Raw genomic sequence first — 19,070 nt, 5'->3', positions numbered from 1 at the left:
CCTCAGCGGTCGGGCTCGTTGAGCACGTAGGCGCCGGCTTGGCCGTTGAGGCCGAGCCCGCCGAGATCGACGGGGGCGCGGCTCCGGCCGTGATCGTCGACCCGCACCACCGGGATCCCGGCCCGGGCCATCCGCTCGCGCAGGGCCAGCGTGCGGGCCTCGAAGGCGGAGGCCTCCCCGGCGGGCGTGTGCAGGAGGATGGCTGCCGGGCGGGCGATCACCGCGAGGACCTCGTCGGCGGCCTCCAGGGAGACCGTGACGCTGGCGAATCCCCGCTCCGCCAGCTCCGCGGCCAGCGAGTGATCGACGGCACGGACGCCGTCGTCGATGACGAGGACCTGTTGCAGCGCACCCATGAGCTTGAGCGTTACTCCATCGTGACAGCCTCGTGAAGGGGCCGGTGCGACAACTCCGTTCGGCGGCTTCGGTTCGCCGGCACATTTGCACTGCACGGTGAACGCGGCTGGCCGAACGCTGTCTGAACGACGGCGCGAAACGTCGGGCGGGAACAAGGAAGGAGACCGGCAGGTGCCGGTGAAGAATGGGGAAATCGGCGCGGCGATCCCGGCTCGTGGCCGCCATGGGCCGAATCGGGCAATGCCGCGCGGCTGCGCCCGGTCCGGCGGAAGCCGCCGCGCGTGCGCTGCAGGAGGCCCCGGGCGACGCTCTCAGGCGGCCGCCGCGAGCCCGGTCTCGTCGGAGGCCGGACGCCAGACCCGCCAGCCGTCCTCGCCTGCCTCGGCGCCCGTGCCGCGATGCAGCAGGGTGCGGCGGACCGCCTGGCCGTGGAAGGCGAGGCTTCCGTCGGCCTCGCGGCGCAGCGCCAGCAAGCTCTGATGGGCGCGCAGGGGGGCGCCGTCGTCGAGCACCTTCGCGATGTCCTCGGGGCCGCGCGGGCAGGTCAGCACGGCGTCCTCGTCGAAGGCGCAGACGTCGAGGATCATCGGATCGGACTGCACGGCCCGGCCGAGCGCCCCCCAGGCGGTGCGCCGCTCGAGGCGGGCGGGGGCGCGGTGGAGGAAGCTCAGGGAGCGCGGCTCGCCGGGCGCGCGCACGCCGGGACGCAGGCAGGCGGCGAAGCGGCCTTCGAGGAAGCCCGGCGCGACGATGTGGGTCGCCACCGGATGGGTCATGGCGGCGCCGAGATCGGCGCTGCGGAACACCGGCAGGGTCTCCAGGCAGGCGCCGGCCACGAGGGCGGCGGCGAGACCGGTGACGAGGCCGCGCAGGTCGCTCGCCCCGACGAGGCTGAGGATGCGCTCCTCCGGCCCAATCCGGGCGGCGGCGAGATGGGCGACGGCGGCGGCGAGCAGGGCGTCGCCCTGGCGCAGCACCGGCCGGGCGGGATCGGCGGCGGCGAAGGTGACGAGGCCGCCCCCGGTCTCGGCGATGCCGGGCCCCTCGGCGCGGTCGAGGACGAGCTCGTCGAGGTTGAGGACGCCGTCGGGCACCTCGGGGCCGAAGGCGGCGAGGTAGCGCAGGCCGAAGTAGCGGGCCGCGACCCGGCAGAACGCCTCGGCCGGGCGCGCAGAGCCGAGGCGGACCTGGGTCAGCACCGCGGAGACGCCCGCCGCCTGGATGCCGGCCTCGAGCTGCGCCTCGGTCCAGACCAGCGGCAACGGGCAGGGCACGTGGCCGGCGGCCTCGATGGCGAGATGCGCGACGAGGCCCTCGATGGTGGCGGGCAGGAAGAGGCCGATGCGGCTTCCCGGCGCCAGGCGCCAGGCGCGCAGACCCCGGGCGATGCGGGCGGTGATGGCGGCGGCGGTGCCGTAGCTCAGCGTCAACGCCGGCCGGCCGCTCCAGGCGGCCTTGTCGGCGCCGTCGACGAAGGCGATCCGCTCCGGGTGGCGGCGGGCTGTGGCGGCGAGCAGCGCGCACAATCCCGTGCGGCGCAAGGGCAGGGTCGAGGACGATCCGGCGGCGCCGGGACCCGAGGCCGCCCAGAGATGGGGCAGCGGCGGCGGAACCGGCAGGGCCGCCTCCACCGCGTAGGCCGCCGAATGATCAGACGAGCGCGCCGACACCAGGATTCGCCCTCCGCGAAGCCTCAGCCATGAACCATCAAGGTTAACCGGCCGCTAACGGAGGCCCCTCGGAGCCGGGAAGGGCGCCCGGACAGGGCCCTTGCAGGGTCCTTGCGCGTGTGCGCCCGAACGGGCAGAGGGACGCGCGTACGGTTGCGGTGTCATGCCTTCGCCTCATTCGAGGAGAAATCAGGCGCCCCGGCCGTTCGAGCGGGATCGCGGGGGCTCAGGGCCCCGCCGGGCCGCGGTCGCGGCCGCGTCCCGCGCGGACCCCCGTCCGGCTTCGAGGTTCAGTTCCGGCGCGCTCCCGTCACCCGAATCCATCTCCGTCCCGGCGACGCGGGATTCGCGCCCTCCGAGTTCCCGCATCCGTCCCCGAGCGAGGCGGAGCGCGGCCCGCAACGCAGCTCACGGCGCCCGGCTCCGGCCGGCGCTCAACTCCCAGGGGTCACAGACTTGATGCTCCTCGCCAAAAGCCAGACCGCCGCGCGCACCGCCGCCGTCCTCGCGATCGTCGCCCTCACCGGTCCGGCCTTCGCCCAGCAGCCGAAGAAGCCGGCCGCGCCCGCCCCGGCGCCGGCCCCCGCGCAGCAGCAGCCGGCCGCGCCCGCGCCGGGCACGCAGACCCCCGCCGCCCAGACCGGCCCGCAGGTCATCAACGTCAAGTCCGAGCCGAGCCAGGCCGACTGGACCAAGGTCTGCGGCAAGGACCAGGGCAGCGGCACCGACGTCTGCTACACCACCCGCGACTTCGTCTCCGACCAGGGCCAGCCGGTGCTCGCCGCGGCGGTCTACGAGATGAAGAACGCCTCCACCAAGCAGGAGGCCCGCGTCGTGCGCTTCCTGCTGCCGCTCGGCCTGATGCTGGCGCCGGGCATCCGTTTCACCGTCGACGGCCAGCAGGCGACCGCGGGCAAGTTCGCGGTCTGCTTCCCCAACGGCTGCTTCGCCGAGGCCGGCGGCTTCGGCCCCGAGCTGATCGCCGCCTTCAAGAAGGGCACCACCCTCAACGTCTCGGTGCAGAACCAGACCCAGCGCGAGGTCACCTTCGCCGTGCCGCTCGCCGGCTTCGGCAAGGCCTTCGACGGCCCGGCCATGGACCCGAAGGTGCTCGAGGAGCAGCAGAAGAAGCTCCAGGCCGAGCTCGAGAAGCGCTCCGAGGACATGCGCAAGAAGCTCGAGGAGCAGCAGAAGGCCGGCGGCGCCGCCCCCGCCGCGGGCGCTGCTCCGGCCCCGAAGCCCTGATCGGGCGCCGCACCGTCGAAACGCAAAAGGCCGGGCATTGCCCGGCCTTTTCGTTTGCGGTGCGCCGGCGGCGGTCAGTTCGCGTGGCGGTCGCGCATCCGGTAGAGGCCGCTCGCGTCCCGCTCGAACACCTCGGCGATGCCGGCGTGGCGCAGGGCCTCGCCGGAGGTGTCGGGCACGAGGTTCTGCTCGGAGACGTAGGCGACGTACTCGGTCTCGTCGTTCTCGGCGAGCAGGTGGTAGAAGGGCTGGTCCTTGGCCGGCCGCACCTCCTCGGGGATCGCCAGCCACCACTCCTCGGTGTTGTCGAACACCGGGTCGATGTCGAAGACGATGCCGCGGAACGGATAGATCCGGTGCCGCACCACGGCCCCGAGCCCGAACTTCGCGTGTCTGGTCCTCGTCCTGGTCATGGTCCGGAAGATAGTTGCGCGCGCCCGCCCTGTCACGGGCGGCACGCCTGCGTGAACAACGGCGCTCAGTGGCCGGCGGTTCGCGAGAACACGTTCATCACGACGACGCCGGCCACGATGAGCGCCATGCCGAGGCAAGCGGGCAGATCGAGCTTCTGTCCCTGGAACAGCCAGGAGACGAGGGCGATCAGCACGATGCCGACCCCGGACCAGATCGCGTAGGCGATTCCGGTCGGGATCGTGCGGAGCGTCAGGGACAGGCAATAGAAGGCGATCGCGTAGCCGACGACCGTCACGAGGGAGGGCAGGGGCTTCGTGAAGCCGTCCGACAGCTTCATGAAGCTCGTGCCCACGATCTCGCTGACGATCGCGATGCCGAGATAGAGGTAGGCGAGCGACACCTACAGCCCGTAGCTGCGGGCGAGCTCCGGGTCCTTCTCGGCGACGAGCCTGGCCAGATCCACGATGACCTTGGCCTGCTTCCAGGTGGCGTCGTCCTGCATCTTGCCGTCGAGCATCACCGCGCCGGTGCCGTCGGGCATCGCCTCGACGATGCGCGCGGCGAAGGCCACCTCCGCCGGATCGGGAGCGAAGACCCGCTTGGCGATGGCGACTTGGCTCGGGTGGAGCGTCCAGGCGCCGGCGCAGCCCATCAGGAAGGCGTTGCGGAACTGCGCCTCGCAGGCCTCGCCGTCCGAGAAGTCGCCGAAGGGGCCGTAGAAGGCCTTGATGCCGTTGGCCATGCAGGCGTCGACCATCTTCCCGATCGTGTAGTGCCAGAGGTCCTGCTGGGCGCGGGCGCGGGGCGCGTCGCCGGCCGGATCGGCGATCACCACGTAGTCCGGATGGCCGCCGCCGACGCGGGTGGTCTTCATGCCCCGCGACGCGGCGAGGTCGGCGGGGCCGAGGCTCATGCCGTGCATGCGCGGGGAGGCGCAGGCGATGGCGTCGACGTTGGCCACGCCCTCGGCGGTCTCGAGGATGGCGTGGATCAGGATCGGCTTGGCCACACCGTGCCGGGCCTCAAGCTGGGCGAGAAGCTGGTCGACGTAGTGGATGTCCCAGGGGCCCTCGACCTTCGGAACCATCACCACGTCGAGCTTGTCGCCGACCGCGCCCACGATCTCGAAGAGGTCGTCGAGGAGCCAGGGGGAGTTGAGGGCGTTCACGCGGGTCCAGAGGCCGGTGCCGGTGGCGGTAAAGTCCGTCGCCTGCGCCATCTGCACGAAACCCTTGCGGGCGGCCTCCTTGTGGTCGATCGGCACCGCGTCCTCGAGGTTGCCGAGCACGATGTCGACGGTGGGGGCGAGCTCGGGCACGCGGGCGCGGACCTTGTCCACGTGCGGGGGCACGAAGTGGATCATCCGCTCCAGCTTGACCGGCAGCTCCCGGTACGGGGCGGGCGCGCCTGCGGCGAGGGGCTGGAAGAAGCGGCGCGGCAGTTTCATCGGGCTCTCCCGGAGGTCGTTCGCGACGGGTGCGTTCCGGTTGTCCTGTAGCGGCTCGCCGGACCCGCGCAAGGGGACGAAGGGGCAAGACGGAGAGGCCCCGGCCCCGTGCGCTGCCGCACGCCGAGGGACGCGACCGCGATTCCGGCGGGGCCCGCATAGGGAACCACGACGCCGCGACCCGTTTGTTCCGCCGAGGTGGGAGACCCGTGCTCGTCCAGGGGAGTGAGCCATGACCGCAACGCTGAACAGGAGGATCGCGCTGGCCCTGGCCGCGACTCTCGTGGGTCTCGGCGCACCTCAAGGCGCGAGCGCCGGTCCCGCGGCCCGCCGCGAGACCGTCAAGGAAGCGCCCGCGAAGCCCGCCGGCGCCGACGCGCGCAGCTACACGGCCGGCGAGGCGGCGACCGCGGTGCCCCTCGGCCTGCCGGAGGGCCTGCGCATCCCAGCCGACGACCCCGGCGCCTTCCAGGCCCTGATCGACGCGGCCCCCGCCGCCCGCGATCCCTGGCTGCTGGTCTCGGCGGGCGGCGAGAACGGCGCCTTCGGCGCCGGCATCCTCGCCGGCTGGAGCGAGGCCGGCGACCGGCCGGAGTTCGGCGTGATCACCGGAGTCAGCACCGGCGCGCTGATCGCGCCCTTCGCATTCGTCGGGCGCGCGGGCGATGCGCCGCTCCGCGAGGCCTACACCAACATCTCGGCGTCCGATGTTTTCGAGTTCGGCGGCAGCGACGAGGCGCTGACCGACACCTGGCCGCTCAAGCGCCGCATCGACCGGGCGGTGACGCCGGAGCTGCTCAAGGCCATCGCCGCCGAGCACGCCAAGGGCCGGCGCCTCCTCGTGGTGACGACCGACGTCGACACCGAGCGCCCCGTGCTCTGGGACATGGGCGCCATCGCCGCCGTGGGCAGCGAGCGGGCGCTCGCCCTGTTCCGCGCCGTGGTGCTCGCCTCCTCCTCGGTACCCGGCGTGTTCCCGCCGGTGATGCTCGACGCCAAGGCCGCCGACGGCAAGCTCCTCAAGGAGATGCACGCGGACGGCGGCACCACGGGCCAGTTCTACCTCGCTCCGGCGGCGGCGATCCTCGGCGAGGGACGCGTGCGCATCCCGGCATCGCAGATCTACCTGATCGTCAACAACAAGCTCAGCCCGAGCTTCGATGTCGCCCGCCGCTCGACCCTGAGCATCCTCGGGCGCTCCTTCTCGGCGGCGATCAAGGCGCAGACCAGGGCCTCGCTCGCCCTGACGAAGGGCTTCGCGGAGCGCGAGGGCCTGACCCTCTCCGTCGCGCAGATCGACGGCCGCTTCACGAAGGAGACCTCGGCGCCCTTCGACCAGGGCTACATGCGCGCCCTCTTCGCCCATGGCGAGGCGCTGGGCCGAACCGGCACCGCCTTCGGTCCCGGCGAGGCCGTGGGGGTCGCCGCGAGCCCATCCCGCGAGGATGAGATCGCCACCGGCACCGTCCGCACCGCGCCGGCGAAGGGCATCGCGCCCGAGCGCCCGGGCCGCGAGGCGATGCGGCGCTGACGGGATCCCATGATCCCCGGATGCCGTGATCCGGGGACGAGGACGGCTCAGCCGGCCCGCATCAGCTCCGGAGCGCCGAGACGGGGCAGGACGCCCTCGCGCATCACCGCTCGGCGCAGAGGGCCGATCGCGGACAGGGCGACGAGGCCGGCGCCGCGCAACGCGTCGACAGGCAGGAAGTCGGCGAACAGGCTGCGGTTGAGAAGGTCGACGGCGGCGGTGCGCAGGCCGGCATCGAGCCTGCGGCCCCGGGCGAAGCCCGCCAGCGTCTCGCGGCCGCCGGGGTCTCGGCCCTCGCGAAGGGCGTAGGCGAGGGTGTCGCGCAGCGCCGCCGCGTCCCGCAGGCCGAGGTTCAGCCCCTGCGCGCCGATCGGCGGGAAGACGTGGGCGGCCTCGCCGATCAGAACGAGGCGGTTCCCCACGGAGCTTGACACAGACAGGCCCCGCATCGGCACGAGGCCGCGCGGTCCGTCGATCCGCATCCCCCCGAGCATGCCGTGCGCCCGGCGCTCCACCGCCTCGGCGAGATCCGAATCGTCGAGGGCGGCGAGGCGTTCGGCCTCGGGCCGCGCGCAGACCCAGACGAGGCTGGAGCGGTGGCCGCCCGGCAGCGGCACCAGGGTGAAGGGGCCGCCCCGCGTGTGGAACTCCGTCGAGGTGTCCTCGTGCGGGCGGGCATGGGCGAGGAGCGTCGTCACGGCGCCCTGGTCGTAGCTCCACTCGCGCACCCGCAGGCCGGAGGCCGCCCGCAGGGGCGAGCGCGCTCCGTCCGCGCCGACGACGAGACGGGCGGAGAGGCGCCGGCCGTCCTCCAGGGTCAGGACGGCGCCGGTCTCCTCGGGGACCATGCCGACACTGTCGCTCTCGAAGGCAGTGAGGCCCGCCGCGCGGCCGGCGGCCTCCCGGAGGGCGCCGACGAGGCGGGTGCTCTCGACGTTCCAGCCGAAGGCGTCGAGGCCGATCTCGCCCGCGTGGAAGGCGGCGGGCGGCGGCCGGAACAGGCTGCCGGTGTCGTCGACGATGCGCAGGGTCGCCAGCGGCGCGGCGTCGGTCGCGATCGCCGCCCAGGCGCCGAGCGCCCTCAGGAAGCGCACCGACCCGTCGAGGAGGGCGACCGTGCGCCCGTCCGGCACGGGGCCGTGCCGCCCGACGAGCGCCACGCGGGCGCCGGTGCCGGCGAGCGCTAGGGCGCAGGCGAGGCCCGCCGCGCCGGTGCCGACCACGGCGACGTCGAACCGGGCTCCCGTCTCCTCCTCGCTCACCCCGGCCCCTCCATTCTCGCGACGGGCGGGAGAATAGGGCGGCGGGGACCGAAACGCACGGGCGTCGCATGCCCGCACCTCGCCGGCATCTTGGCCGGCATCCTCCGGCGGCGCACATCCGCGCCCCATTGCTCTGGAGCGCCGCAGCCTTATCTCGGCGCCGAGGCCGGGCGGCAGAGAGCCCGGCGTCCCGTGATCCTCGGATCACGGGACGCGCCTGCGACGCGAGAGGACACCACGATGCCCAAGGCGATCCGGATCCGGGAGTATGGCGGCCCCGAGGTCATGACCTACGAGGACGTGCCGCTCGCCGAGCCCGGTCCGGGGCAGATCCGGGTCCGCCAGCGGGCGGTCGGCGTCAACTTCATCGACATCTACTTCCGCTCCGGCGCCTACAAGGCCGCGTCGCTGCCCTTCACGCCCGGCAAGGAGGGCGCCGGCGAGGTCACGGCGGTGGGCGAGGGGGTCAGCGGCTTCAAGGTCGGCGACCGGGTCGCCTACGGCTCGGGCGAGGGCACCTACGCCGAGGAGCCGGTGATTGCGGCCGCCGCCGCCGTCCACGTGCCGGAGGGCATCGACGACGCCACCGCCGCGGCGATGATGCTGAAAGGCCTGACCGCCGAGTACCTGCTCCACCGGGTCTACCGGGTGAAGGCCGGCGACACGATCCTGTTCCACGCCGCCGCCGGCGGCGTCGGGCTCATCGCCTGCCAGTGGGCAAAGCATCTCGGTGCCCGGGTGATCGGCACCGTAGGATCGCAGGAGAAGGCGGAGATCGCCCGCGCGCACGGTTGCGACCACGTGATCCTCTACCGCGAGGACGACGTCGCCCGGCGGGTCCGCGAGCTGACCGACGGCAAGGGCGTGCCGGTGGTCTATGACGGCGTCGGCAAGGCGACCTTCCTGCCCTCCCTCGATTCGCTGTCGCCGCTCGGCACCTTCGTGAGCTTCGGCTCGGCCTCGGGGGCGATCGAGGCCTTCGACATCGGGCTGCTGGCGCAGAAGGGCTCGCTCTACGCGATCCGGCCGACGCTCTTCACCTTCACGAGCAACCGCGCCACGCTCGACGCCATGGCCGAGAACCTGTTAGGCGCCGTGGCGAGCGGGGCCGTGAAGATCCCCGTCCACGCCCGCTACCCCCTGTCGGAGGCGCAGGCCGTCCACCGCGACCTCGCCGGGCGCCAGACCACCGGCGCCACGGTCATGATCCCCTGATCCTCCGCTCCGGTGATCCCGTGACGCGGCTCAGGGACGGTGACGCCCTGCTGGCGGTCGACGTGCAGGTGGATTTCCTGCCCGGCGGCCGCCTGCCGGTGCCGGACGGCGACGCGGTGGTCGGCCCGGTCAACCGGCTGATGGCGGGCTTCCCGCAGGTGGTGCTGACCCAGGACTGGCACCCGGCGGATCATGCGTCCTTCGCCTCCCAGCATCCCGGCCGGGCGCCTTTCGAGACGGTGGAGCTCGGCTACGGACCCCAGGTGCTGTGGCCGGACCACTGCGTCCAGAGTTCCCCCGGAGCCGGCTTCGCGCCGGGCCTCGACACCGCACGCGCCGGGCTCGTGCTGCGCAAGGGCACGAACCGGGAGGTCGACAGCTACTCGGCCTTCCTCGAAGCCGACCGGCGCACCCGCACGGGGCTCGCCGGATGTCTCCGCGAGCGCAGGGTGCGACGGCTGTTCCTGTGCGGGCTGGCCACCGATTTCTGCGTCGTCTGGAGCGCCCTCGACGCGGTGGCGGAGGGTTTCGAGGTCGTCGTGGTCACCGACGCCGTGAGGGGCATCGACCTCGACGGATCGGTCGAGGCCGCCCTCGCACGGATGCGGGAGGCGGGCATCGCCCTCACGGAGAGCGGCGCGATCCTCCGATCAGGGGATCACACGGCGATGCCGTAGAGGTCGTGAGCCTCGGCGCGCTCGATCTTCACGGTGACGATGTCGCCCGGCCGCACGGGGCGGCGGGAGGCGACGTGGACGGTGCCGTCGATCTCCGGGGCGTCGGCCTTGGAGCGGCCCCGGGCCACGGTCGGGCCGGCCTCGTCGATGATGACGGAGAGGCGCCGGCCCACCTTCGCCCGCTGCAGCCGCAGGGAGATCGCCGCCTGCGCCTCCATGAAGCGGCGCTTGCGCTCGGCCTTGACCTCCGGCGGGATCAAAGCGCCGAGATCGTTGGCGACGGCACCCCGCACCGGCTCGTACTCGAAGCAGCCGACCCGATCGAGCTTGGCCTCATTGATCCAGGCCAGCAGCTCCTCGAACTCCGCCTCGGTCTCGCCGGGGAAGCCGACGATGAAGGTCGAGCGCAGGGCGAGGTCCGGGCAGATCTCCCGCCAGCGGCGAATGCGGTCGAGCTGGCGCTCCTGGTTGCCGGGCCGTCGCATCCGCTTGAGCACGCTGGGAGAAGCGTGCTGAAGCGGCATGTCGAGGTAGGGGAGCACTTTCCCCTCGGCCATCAGCGGGATGACCTCGTCGACATGGGGGTAGGGGTAGACGTAGTGCAGCCGCACCCAGGCCCCGAGCTGCCCCAGCTCACCGGCGAGGTCGCTGAAGCGGGCGCGCACCTCCCGGTCCCGCCAGGGGCTCGCCGCGTAGCGAGTGTCGAGGCCGTAGGCGCTGGTGTCCTGCGAGACGACGAGCAGCTCCTTGACGCCGGCACCCACGAGCTTCTCGGCCTCGCGCAGCACGTCGCCCGCCGGGCGGCTGACGAGGTCGCCCCGGAGCGCGGGGATGATGCAGAACGTGCAGCGGTTGTGGCAGCCCTCGGAGATCTTGAGATACGCGTAGTGGCGCGGCGTCAGCTTCACGCCCTGCGGCGGGATCAGGTCGAGGAACGGGTCGTGGGCCGGCGGCACCGCCTCGTGGACCGCCGCCACCACCGACTCGTAGGCCTGGGGGCCGGTGACGGCGAGAAGGTTCGGATACTTCTCGCGGATCTCCTCGGGCTGCGCGCCCATGCAGCCGGTGACGATGACCCGGCCGTTCTCGGCCATGGCCTCGCCGATGGCCTGAAGCGACTCGGCCTTGGCGGAATCGAGGAAGCCGCAGGTGTTGACGATGACCACGTCCGCCCCGTCGTGGCGGCGGGACATCTCGTAGCCCTCGGCCCTCAGATGCGTGAGGATGCGCTCGGAATCGACCAGCGCCTTCGGGCAGCCCAGCGACACGAAGGAGATGCGCGGGGCGCTCGCCTTCGAGGGTGCGTGAAGGGGTGTGGGAAGCGTCATGGTCGGCTCGCGGCCGGACCCCGGCGGCCTTGCCGGAAAGGCTCAGGCGGCGCGGGGGCGCGGCGAAGGCGTGTGCGTCGAGGGATTCGGCCGTCTCTATAGCGCCATCGGCCCGGCGAGGCGAGGGCAGGGGGCCCATGCCCGATCCGCGAGATTTCGGAGCAGCTTGCGGCCGAGGGCGGCAGCGATGCACGAGCGTGAGCGCGATGGACCCCGCCGGTGGGACCGCTTGCGGCATTGCCTGTGCGAGGCGCCCCGTGCGAGGGCACGGGCGGCCGCCCGCGCTCCGGCGCCGGCCCTGCTCGGCGCGTGACCCGGTGGGGTGAGGGGACGGAGAGAGACCGCGAAGCCTGAAGCGATGATCCGGACCCGCGACATCCCCTCCCTCGACGCGATCGAGGCGGCCGCGCGCCTCGCGGGGCTGCCCGGCCTCGCCTTCCTCGACAGCGCCATGCATCACGAGATCCTCGGGCGGGTCTCGATCCTGGCGGCCGATCCCTTCGCCCGCTTCCGCTGCCGGGCGGGCGCCCCGGCCCTCGACGGCGCTCCCGTCGCAGGCACGCCACTGGAAGCGTTGCGCGCCTGCCTGGCGCCCTACCGGGGGCTCGCGGACGGCTTTCCCGGCGGGGCCATCGGCTACCTCGCCTACGATCTCGGGCAGTCCCTGGAGCGGCTCGACCCGCCCGCCCGCCGGGCCGGGCTCACCGACGACGTTGCCTTCAACCTCTACGACACGGTGCTCGCCATCGACCACGACAGCGGCGCCTGCCGGCTGGTGGCCTGCGGCCTGCCGGAGCGGGAGGAGGCGGCCCGCATCGCCCGCGCCGAGGCGCGGCTCGACCGGTTCGAGGCTCTGCTCGCGACGCCGGCGGAGAGCCGGACGGCGCCCGTCCCGACGCTCGCGTGGCGCTCGAACTTCACCCCGCAAGAATATGAGAACGCTGTCGAAAAGGTCCGCGACTGTATCCGCGCCGGCGACATCTACCAAGCCAACATCGCCCAGCGTTTCGAGGCCGACCTGCCGCCGGGCTTCGACGGGTTCGTGCTCTACCGGCGCCTGCGGGAGACGAACCCGGCGACCTTCGGCGCCTACCTCGCCTTCGAGGGGCTGACCGTCGCCTCGAGCTCGCCGGAGCGCTTCCTGAAGCTCGCCGGCCGGGAGGTCGAGACGCGCCCGATCAAGGGCACCGTGCGCCGGGTGGAGGACCCGGCGGCCGACGCGAGGCTCGCCACCGCCCTCCAGGCCGACCCGAAGGAGCGGGCCGAGAACATCATGATCGTCGACCTCCTGCGCAACGATCTCTCGCGGATCTGCGCGCCGGGCACGGTGGCGGTGCCGGTGCTGTGCGGGCTGGAAAGCTACGCCTCGGTCCACCATCTCGTCTCGGTCGTCACCGGCCGGCTGCGCGAGGGGCTCGACGCGATCGACCTGATCGCCGCCACCTTCCCCGGCGGCTCCATCACCGGCGCGCCGAAGATCAGGGCCATGGACATCATCACCGAGATCGAGGGCGACGCCCGCGAGCTCTATTGCGGGGCGATCGGCCGGCTCGGCTTCGACGGCAGCCTCGACACCTCCATCGCCATCCGCACCGTGTTCATGGATGCGCACCGGGCCGTGCTCCAGGCCGGCGGCGGCATCACCCTGCTCTCGGACCCGGCCCGCGAGTACGAGGAGACCCTGACCAAGGCCGCCCGCGTCTTCGCCGCCTTCGAGCCGAGCGATGAGAGGTCGGCATGATCCTCGTCGTCGACAACTACGATTCCTTCGTCTTCAACGTGGTGCGCTACCTCAAGGAGCTCGGCGAGACGGTCCGCGTCGCCCGCAACGACGCCATCGACGTCGCCGGCATCCGCGCGCTGGCGCCGGATGCCCTGGTGCTCTCGCCGGGCCCCTGCACGCCGGCCGAGGCCGGGGTGAGCCTGCCGGCCATCGAGGCGCTCTCCGGCCGAGTGCCGATCCTCGGCGTCTGCCTCGGCCATCAGGCGATCGGCGCGGCCTTCGGCGGCGAGGTCCTGCGGGCCCGCGAGCCGCTCCACGGCCAGGCGACCCCGATCACCCATGCCGGCGCGCGCCTCTTCCGGGACCTGCCGAGCCCGATGCAGGTCGGGCGCTACCACTCGCTCATCGTTGCCGAGCGGCCGGGCATGGGGGAGCATCTCACGGTCGACGCCGTCTCGGGGGAGGGCGAGGTGATGGCCCTGTCCCACCGCGAGCATCCGACCTACGGCATCCAGTTCCACCCGGAATCGGTGCTGACCGAGCACGGCCATGCCTTGTTCGGCAATTTCCTGGAGTTGGCCCGCGCCTGGCGGAACGGGCAAGGGGAAAGCGCGTCGCCGAGAGGAGCCGATGCTCTGGCTTGACGGGCGACTCCACGAGGGCCCGCACGCCCCCTTCGACCTGACCGATCGGGGCCTCACCCTCGGCGACGGCGTCTTCGACACGGCCCTGGCCCTGAACGGCCGGATCGTCTTCGAGGCCGAGCACCGCGACCGGCTCGCCGCGGCGGCGGCCGCGCTCGGCATCCCCGTCGCCCCCGAGGCGATCGGGGAGGCGATGCGGGCGCTCGCCGCCACGGGGGGACGCCTCGCGATCCGCACCACCCTGACCCGGGGCTCGGGGCCGCGGGGCCTGAAGCCGCCGGCCGATCCGGAGCCGCGCCTGTTCGCGGTTGCCGCGCCCGCTCCCTCCGGCAGCACCTTCCGGCCCTTGAGCCTGTGGCCCGCGGGAATTGCCCGCAACGACACCTCCCCCGCCGCGCGGCTGAAGACGCTCGGCTATCTCGACGCGGTGCTGAGCGCGCGGGAGGCCGCCGCGAACGGCTGCGACGAGGCCCTGTTCCGCAACACACGGGGGCGGATCGCCTGCGCGGGCACCGGCAACCTTTTCGCCCTGATCGACGGGCGCCTCGTCACGCCGCCTGTCTCCGAAGGCGTCCTGCCCGGCATCGTCCGCGGGCGCCTCCTCGCGCTCGCCACGGCCTGCGGCCTCGCGGCCATCGAGGAGCCGCTGACGGCGGAGCGCTTTGCCCGGGCCGAGGCCGTCTACCTCACGAACTCCCTGCGGCTGCTCGCTCCTGTCGAGGCGATCGGCGGCCGCGCCGTTGCGAGCGCCGCCCACCCCGCGACCAAGACCCTGCGCGCCGTGCTGACTGCGGCCGTGGCCGAGAGCTGCAGCGTGCCTCCCGAGGCCGTCGCCTGAGGCAGGAGCGTCCCATGATCCCCGGATCGGGGGACGCCGCGCCGCCGACGGGGCAGGGGCGACGGCTGCGGCTCGTCCTCCTGGTGCTGCTGACCGGGCTCTACGCCGGCATCGGCGCCGTCCACCTCCTCGCGCCGGAGCGGCTGCTGCCGATCGTCCCGCCCTGGGTGCCCTCGCCCCGCCTCGTCGTCCTGGCGACGGGCGGGTGCGAGGCCCTCGGGGCCGTCGCGCTGTGGCTGCCGCGCCTGCGCCGCCCGGCCGCCGCGCTGCTCGCCCTCTATGCCGTCTGCGTGTTCCCGGCGAACCTGCATCACGCGTGGCAGGGCATCCACGTCGAGGGTCTTCCGGATTCGTGGTGGTACCACGGCCCGCGCCTCGCCTTTCAGCCCGTGCTGGTCTGGGCCGCCCTGTTCGCCGGCGGGATCATCGACTGGCCCTTCCGGGCGAGCGAAGGCCGGTGAGGCCGCAGCGACGGAGCCGCCGGCTCATCGATCGTCATGCTCGAGAACGGGCACCCTCACCACAAGCTATATCGCGGGGCCGCACTGATCGGCACTGATCGGCCCGTTGTCGCGGGCAGGCCTGTGATCTGCTAGGATGCCGGCATGTCGAAGAGCCGCGTCCCGAACCCCAAGGATCCCGCCGGCCCTCCCCCCGAGCGCGCCGACGTGGAGCGCGCCATCGAGAGCGTGCTTGAGCGTCTGCGTCCGAAGGGCCGACGCGCGCCCCGCTCCGGCAAGGGCGACGGGCTGGAGAGCGGCAAGTCCGCGGCGCCTCGCCTGAGCCTCGTCTCCGACCGGGACGTGGAGGGGCGCTGAGGCGGCCCCGGCCGAAGCCTCCGCCGATGACGGAGCACGCAGGATCAGGCGGCGTCGAGACGAATCGGCAGCGGACTCGAAACCCCGGAAACGGGCCCGCTGACCGACTGGGGCAGGGCGCACGCGGCCCGGCGCGAGAATCCACGGAACCGGCCGGCTTCCACCGCAGCGGGCGGACGGCTCACCCCTTCACCTCCTCCCGCTTCACCGCGGCCCAGGCTTCCTCCATGGCGGCGAGATCGAACGCGCGCAGCGGGCGGCCCTGCCCTTGGAGGCGCCGGCCCATCGCCTCGAAGCGGCGCTCGAACTTCGCGTTGCCGGCCCGCAGCGCCGTCTCGGGATCGACGCCGGCATGGCGGGCGAGGTTGGCGACGGCGAACAGTAAATCGCCGATCTCTTCCGCGACGGCCGCCGTGCTCCCGCTCAGCAGGGCCTCGGCAACCTCGTCGGCCTCCTCGTGGACCTTAGCGACGACGGAAGCGGCATCCGGCCAGTCGAAGCCGTAGGCGGCCGCGCGCGATGAGATCTTGCCGGCCCGGCTGAGAGCGGGAAGCGCCAGGGCAACCCCGTCGAGAAGCGGCGCGGCCGCAGAAGTGCGGTGCTCCCGTTCCCGAGCCTTGGCATCCTCCCAGGCAGCCGCGATGTCTTGTGGGTCGGCCCTCCGGCCATCCTCCGGCAGGAACGCCCCCGTCGCGTCGAAGACGTGCGGATGCCGCCGGATCAGCTTGGCGACGATGGCGGCGACCACGTCCTCGAACCGGAAGGCGCCGGCCTCTTCTGCGATCCGCGCGTGGAACACGACCTGAAGCAGGAGATCGCCGAGCTCATCGCGAAGCTCCTGCAGCTCGCCGCGATCGACGGCGTCGGCGACCTCGTAGGCCTCCTCGATCGTGTAGGGGACGATGCTCGCGAAGGTCTGAGCCACGTCCCAGGGACAGCCGCGTACGGGATCACGCAGACGAGCCATGATGGTGAGCAGCGTGTCGATAGACTGCGGCATCGTTCGATCCCGTTTCGTGCCTTCGTTGATTTCTCTCAACAGGAGCCTTCCGAAGCTGCAAGCCTGTTTGTATTCCCTTCATAATTTGAGGGAATGCTGTGGCGATCTGTTCGGAATACTCTGTGAAAAAGATCGTCCGGTAGTCCGAACGCGGGGCACTCATCCTTTGGAATATCGGTCTTTGGGAATCTCAGAAGAGAGTCTCAGAGTCTTATAGGAGCGTGTAGATACCCTTTTCACGTCCATGAGTTAGGCCTCTTTCTGATATGCGACTCTGCGCAGTTCGGCATAGGAGTCTGCGTGCGCAAGCATGCGGGTCTGCGTGCCAATAGATCGTTTGGGCACGGGATTCTGCGTGATGTTCGCCCGCATTCTGCCCTTTGTAGAGGGAATGCCGGTGATGATCGGGGACAAGCCGAAACCGCTCCCCGCATGGAACTCTGCGTGGCGAAAGACATCGGCATCTTGGTGCTCCATCTGCCGTCGCGGCGGCACCGGACCGAGATTTTCTCTCCGACCACGGGACGAGGCCCGACGGATCGAGAAGGCCGCTCGACGGCTATCCGATGAGATCGGCTCGAACTGGGCGGCTGACCACCGAGGCTTCCAGTCTTCACGGCACCTCGATAGCGGTCCTTCGGAGGCAACGCTCCGGGTGAGCCGAAGCCGCCGAAGGCGTCACCGGTGCGCGCCGACCGCTGTGGCGACCCCCGTTCCGACCGCCGATCCGCGGCATTCCCGATCGCTGCGGGGCCACCAGCGCGCCGAAGACCGACACCATCTGTGGCGGCGACTCCCCCGGTAATCGCGCCCTCCGATAAGGGCGCGAGGTCGCGGCGGGCCGGGAGAGCGGGGATTCTCTGGACAAGCGAGGCGGCGGCAGGCGCGTGGCGGGCCGAATCGTGGCAGGACGATATCATGCCGGCCGTGCCTCAGCCTCACCCGTTCCGGGCCGCCGGATCTCCGCCCGACGACCGTGAAGAGGGAACGGCCGACGCCGCCTCCGTCGCCGCCTCCATGGGCCTTAACGAGACGATGGGCCTCGAGGAAAAGCTGCGCGCGATCCGCGACCCGGATCTGCTGGCCGAGATCGAGGCCGCCCGCGGCGGTTTCCTGTTCGCGCCGATCGTCGAGCATATCCTCTATCGCCAGCGGGAGCGGGACCGGGCTGTGGAAGCGGCCGGCGCCGCCGCCACCGCGCGGGCCGGCATGGCCCGCGACCGCCGCCGCCGGGAGGCCGTGCGCGAAGTCATCGAGAACCAGCCGACCTCGCCCGACACCATCCAGCACATCCACTCGGTGCTGGCGCTCTGCGGCCTGCCCTATCGCGACCCCGGCGCCGCCCGCGAGTTCACCCGGGAGTACGGCCGCACCTCGCTCACGGTGCTGGCCGGGCGCTTGAAGAGCCCCGTGACCGGGGAGATGGAGGCGCAGGGCCTGCCCTACGGCCCGAAGGCGCGCCTGGTGCTGCTGCACCTCTGCACCGAGGCCGTGCGCCAGCGCAGCCCCGAGATCGAGGTGGCCAGAAGCCTCTCCGGCTTCATGCGGGAGATGGGCTTTGCCGTGACGGGGGGCGAGCGCGGCACCATCCGCCAGTTCAAGGAGCAGCTCAACCGGCTCGCCGCCTGCACCATGCAGATCGGCCTCTGGGACGGGGCGGACACGGCGAGCACCCTGAACGTGCCGCCCTTCCGCCGGCTCGACCTCTGGAAGGAGGGCCCGGACGGGAGCGCGCGGGCCCGCACGGTGCGCTTCCACCAGGATTTCTACGACAACCTCGTCCAGCACGCCCTGCCCGTCGACATGCGGGCCGCGCGCGCCTTCTCCGGCTCGGCGCGCAAGCTCGACCTGCTGTTCTGGGTCGGCTACCGCCTGCGCTCCCTGCAGCGGCCCCTGCGGCTGACCTGGACGAACCTCCACGGCCAGTTCGGCGGCGACAACGCCAACCCCCGCAGCTTCCGCCAGGCCTTCAAGGCCGACGTCACGCACCTGCGCGAGGTCTTTCCGAAGCTGCCGGTGACGCTCGACGACACCGGCATGACCCTCGACCCGGCCGGGCCGGGCGCCCTCCTCGTGCCGCCGAAGCCCGTTGGAATGAAGGGAATAAAAAAGGCTGGTTCGTAAGATCGGCCTTTTTCATTCCCTTCGGGCTCGAATTGAATTCCCTCATGGAATAATCAGAAGGCCCTTCCGGAAAACAGGAATATACCGTATGCGGAAGACGTCCATTCCCTGAGTTCCTTGCGATGCTGCCTTCCGAGCAAGAGATCGCCGAGCGCCTCGAAACGCTGCGCCGGCGGCGGGACGCCATCGAGCGTGAGATCGGCGAGCTCGTGCTCTACCGCGACCTCGGCCGGCGCCTCGCCGCGGCCGGCGAGGCGCACGGCGCAGCCGGACCGGATGGTCCTTCGCGCGAGGCGGCGGAAACGGCCGAGGCTGCCTCTGGACCGCGTGCCGGCCTGGGAGCCGGATCGTTCCCCGCCCACGGCACCGGTCGATCCGGCGACCCGCCGGCCGCCCATGCGCGGCCGGAGACGGAGACCGGTCCGGCCGTCGACCGGGGCGCCTTCGACCGCCGGGATGACCGGTCCGGCCCTCCTGCGTCTCCGGAAAGGACGCCCGGATCGACGAGCCTCACCGCCGGTTCCGGCCCGGGGGAGATCGCCTCCGGGGATGCCGCGCGCCAGGAGATTGGGCCGGGCCGGGCGCCGGTCCCGGCGGTCGCCTTCGACGAGGATCCGGTCGCGGCCCGCCGCTACGGGCGCGCCCTGATCGAGGCGGTGCTCGACAGCCTGCGCCGGGCCGGGCGGCCGATGCATGCCGGCGAGATCCTAGAACACGTCGTCGCCCGCGGCTTCACGGTGCCGGGCCGCGACCCCGTGGCGGCCCGGCACCGTGAAG

Annotated in this window: 19 protein-coding genes; 11 read left to right on the top strand and 8 right to left on the bottom strand. The window is 72.3% G+C overall.

All coding sequences use genetic code 11. The features are described 5' to 3' along the window. Positions 1 to 2 precede the first annotated feature (2 nt). On the bottom strand, positions 3 to 356 hold the full coding sequence (locus tag MFF04_RS17405; RefSeq protein ID WP_238277621.1) for a hypothetical protein: 354 nt from the start codon (positions 354 to 356) through the stop codon (positions 3 to 5). Positions 357 to 668: 312 nt separating this feature from the next. Beyond that, on the bottom strand, positions 669 to 2,027 hold the full coding sequence (locus tag MFF04_RS17400) for an AMP-binding protein (protein ID WP_238277619.1): 1,359 nt from the start codon (positions 2,025 to 2,027) through the stop codon (positions 669 to 671). 459 nt (positions 2,028 to 2,486) lie between these two features. Between MFF04_RS17400 and MFF04_RS17395 the strand changes: the two genes are divergently transcribed. Then, on the top strand, positions 2,487 to 3,272 hold the full coding sequence (locus MFF04_RS17395; protein ID WP_238277617.1) for an invasion associated locus B family protein: 786 nt from the start codon (positions 2,487 to 2,489) through the stop codon (positions 3,270 to 3,272). A gap of 74 nt (positions 3,273 to 3,346) precedes the next feature. On the opposite strand, the gene hspQ is transcribed toward MFF04_RS17395, so the two are convergent. The 3 genes from hspQ to MFF04_RS17380 form a co-directional block, all read right to left on the bottom strand. Further along, complete coding sequence (hspQ, locus tag MFF04_RS17390; RefSeq protein WP_238277615.1) at positions 3,347 to 3,685, bottom strand: heat shock protein HspQ; 339 nt, start codon at positions 3,683 to 3,685, stop codon at positions 3,347 to 3,349. 65 nt (positions 3,686 to 3,750) lie between these two features. Then, the gene (locus tag MFF04_RS17385) at positions 3,751 to 4,086 is read right to left on the bottom strand and encodes an SMR family transporter (RefSeq protein WP_283206384.1); all 336 of its coding nucleotides are present in this window, start codon (positions 4,084 to 4,086) and stop codon (positions 3,751 to 3,753) included. Next, entirely contained in the window at positions 4,087 to 5,133 is a 1,047-nt protein-coding gene (locus tag MFF04_RS17380) for an HpcH/HpaI aldolase/citrate lyase family protein (RefSeq protein ID WP_238277613.1), read from the bottom strand. It abuts the gene before it with no gap. 232 nt (positions 5,134 to 5,365) lie between these two features. Here MFF04_RS17380 and MFF04_RS17375 point away from each other — a divergent pair, with 232 nt between their 5' ends. After that, positions 5,366 to 6,664, top strand: a complete 1,299-nt coding sequence (locus tag MFF04_RS17375; protein WP_238277611.1) for a patatin-like phospholipase family protein — start codon at positions 5,366 to 5,368, stop codon at positions 6,662 to 6,664. Positions 6,665 to 6,711: 47 nt separating this feature from the next. On the opposite strand, the gene MFF04_RS17370 is transcribed toward MFF04_RS17375, so the two are convergent. After that, positions 6,712 to 7,926, bottom strand: coding sequence for an FAD-dependent monooxygenase (locus tag MFF04_RS17370; protein ID WP_238277610.1), 1,215 nt, complete (start codon positions 7,924 to 7,926; stop codon positions 6,712 to 6,714). 240 nt (positions 7,927 to 8,166) lie between these two features. On the opposite strand from MFF04_RS17370, the gene MFF04_RS17365 reads away from it, so the two are divergent. Both MFF04_RS17365 and pncA read left to right on the top strand, forming a co-directional pair. After that, a complete protein-coding gene (locus tag MFF04_RS17365; protein ID WP_238277607.1) occupies positions 8,167 to 9,141 on the top strand; it encodes a quinone oxidoreductase family protein in 975 nt (324 codons plus the stop codon). 20 nt (positions 9,142 to 9,161) lie between these two features. Then, positions 9,162 to 9,818, top strand: coding sequence for a bifunctional nicotinamidase/pyrazinamidase (gene pncA / locus MFF04_RS17360; RefSeq protein ID WP_238277605.1), 657 nt, complete (start codon positions 9,162 to 9,164; stop codon positions 9,816 to 9,818). Here the strand turns inward: pncA and rimO are convergent. After that, positions 9,800 to 11,146: a 30S ribosomal protein S12 methylthiotransferase RimO gene (rimO, locus tag MFF04_RS17355; protein ID WP_238277603.1), complete on the bottom strand. Its 1,347-nt coding sequence runs from the start codon at positions 11,144 to 11,146 to the stop codon at positions 9,800 to 9,802. The two genes, pncA and rimO, sit on opposite strands and share 19 nt — an antisense overlap. A 358-nt stretch (positions 11,147 to 11,504) precedes the next feature. On the opposite strand from rimO, the gene pabB reads away from it, so the two are divergent. The 5 genes from pabB to MFF04_RS17330 all read left to right on the top strand — a co-directional run bounded on the left by pabB (position 11,505) and on the right by MFF04_RS17330 (position 15,169). Beyond that, positions 11,505 to 12,887 carry an aminodeoxychorismate synthase component I gene (pabB, locus tag MFF04_RS17350; protein WP_238277600.1) on the top strand — a complete coding sequence of 461 codons (1,383 nt, stop codon included), beginning with the start codon at positions 11,505 to 11,507 and terminating at the stop codon, positions 12,885 to 12,887. Then, positions 12,884 to 13,513 carry an anthranilate synthase component II gene (locus MFF04_RS17345; protein ID WP_238277597.1) on the top strand — a complete coding sequence of 210 codons (630 nt, stop codon included), beginning with the start codon at positions 12,884 to 12,886 and terminating at the stop codon, positions 13,511 to 13,513. Before pabB ends, MFF04_RS17345 begins: the two co-directional genes overlap by 4 nt. Then, a complete protein-coding gene (locus MFF04_RS17340) occupies positions 13,500 to 14,351 on the top strand; it encodes an aminotransferase class IV (protein WP_238277595.1) in 852 nt (283 codons plus the stop codon). Before MFF04_RS17345 ends, MFF04_RS17340 begins: the two co-directional genes overlap by 14 nt. 14 nt (positions 14,352 to 14,365) lie before the next feature. Further along, positions 14,366 to 14,812, top strand: coding sequence for a DoxX family protein (locus MFF04_RS17335; RefSeq protein WP_238277593.1), 447 nt, complete (start codon positions 14,366 to 14,368; stop codon positions 14,810 to 14,812). Positions 14,813 to 14,956: 144 nt separating this feature from the next. Next, positions 14,957 to 15,169, top strand: coding sequence for a hypothetical protein (locus tag MFF04_RS17330; protein WP_238277591.1), 213 nt, complete (start codon positions 14,957 to 14,959; stop codon positions 15,167 to 15,169). A gap of 181 nt (positions 15,170 to 15,350) precedes the next feature. Here the strand turns inward: MFF04_RS17330 and mazG are convergent, their stop codons facing one another. Further along, complete coding sequence (gene mazG, locus MFF04_RS17325) at positions 15,351 to 16,169, bottom strand: nucleoside triphosphate pyrophosphohydrolase (protein WP_238277589.1); 819 nt, start codon at positions 16,167 to 16,169, stop codon at positions 15,351 to 15,353. 1,035 nt (positions 16,170 to 17,204) lie between these two features. Between mazG and MFF04_RS17320 the strand changes: the two genes are divergently transcribed. Together MFF04_RS17320 and MFF04_RS17315 are read left to right on the top strand one after the other, a co-directional pair. Continuing rightward, positions 17,205 to 18,293 carry a replication protein RepA gene (locus MFF04_RS17320; protein ID WP_238277701.1) on the top strand — a complete coding sequence of 363 codons (1,089 nt, stop codon included), beginning with the start codon at positions 17,205 to 17,207 and terminating at the stop codon, positions 18,291 to 18,293. Between the two features lie 122 nt (positions 18,294 to 18,415). Further along, a partial coding sequence (locus MFF04_RS17315) for a hypothetical protein (protein ID WP_238277587.1) occupies positions 18,416 to 19,070 on the top strand: 655 nt, incomplete at its 3' end.

Source organism: Methylobacterium jeotgali, assembly GCF_022179345.1.
Classification (GTDB): domain Bacteria; phylum Pseudomonadota; class Alphaproteobacteria; order Rhizobiales; family Beijerinckiaceae; genus Methylobacterium; species Methylobacterium jeotgali.
Note: the sequence above shows the minus strand (reverse complement) of the source record. Positions and strands in the feature narration are given on the sequence as shown.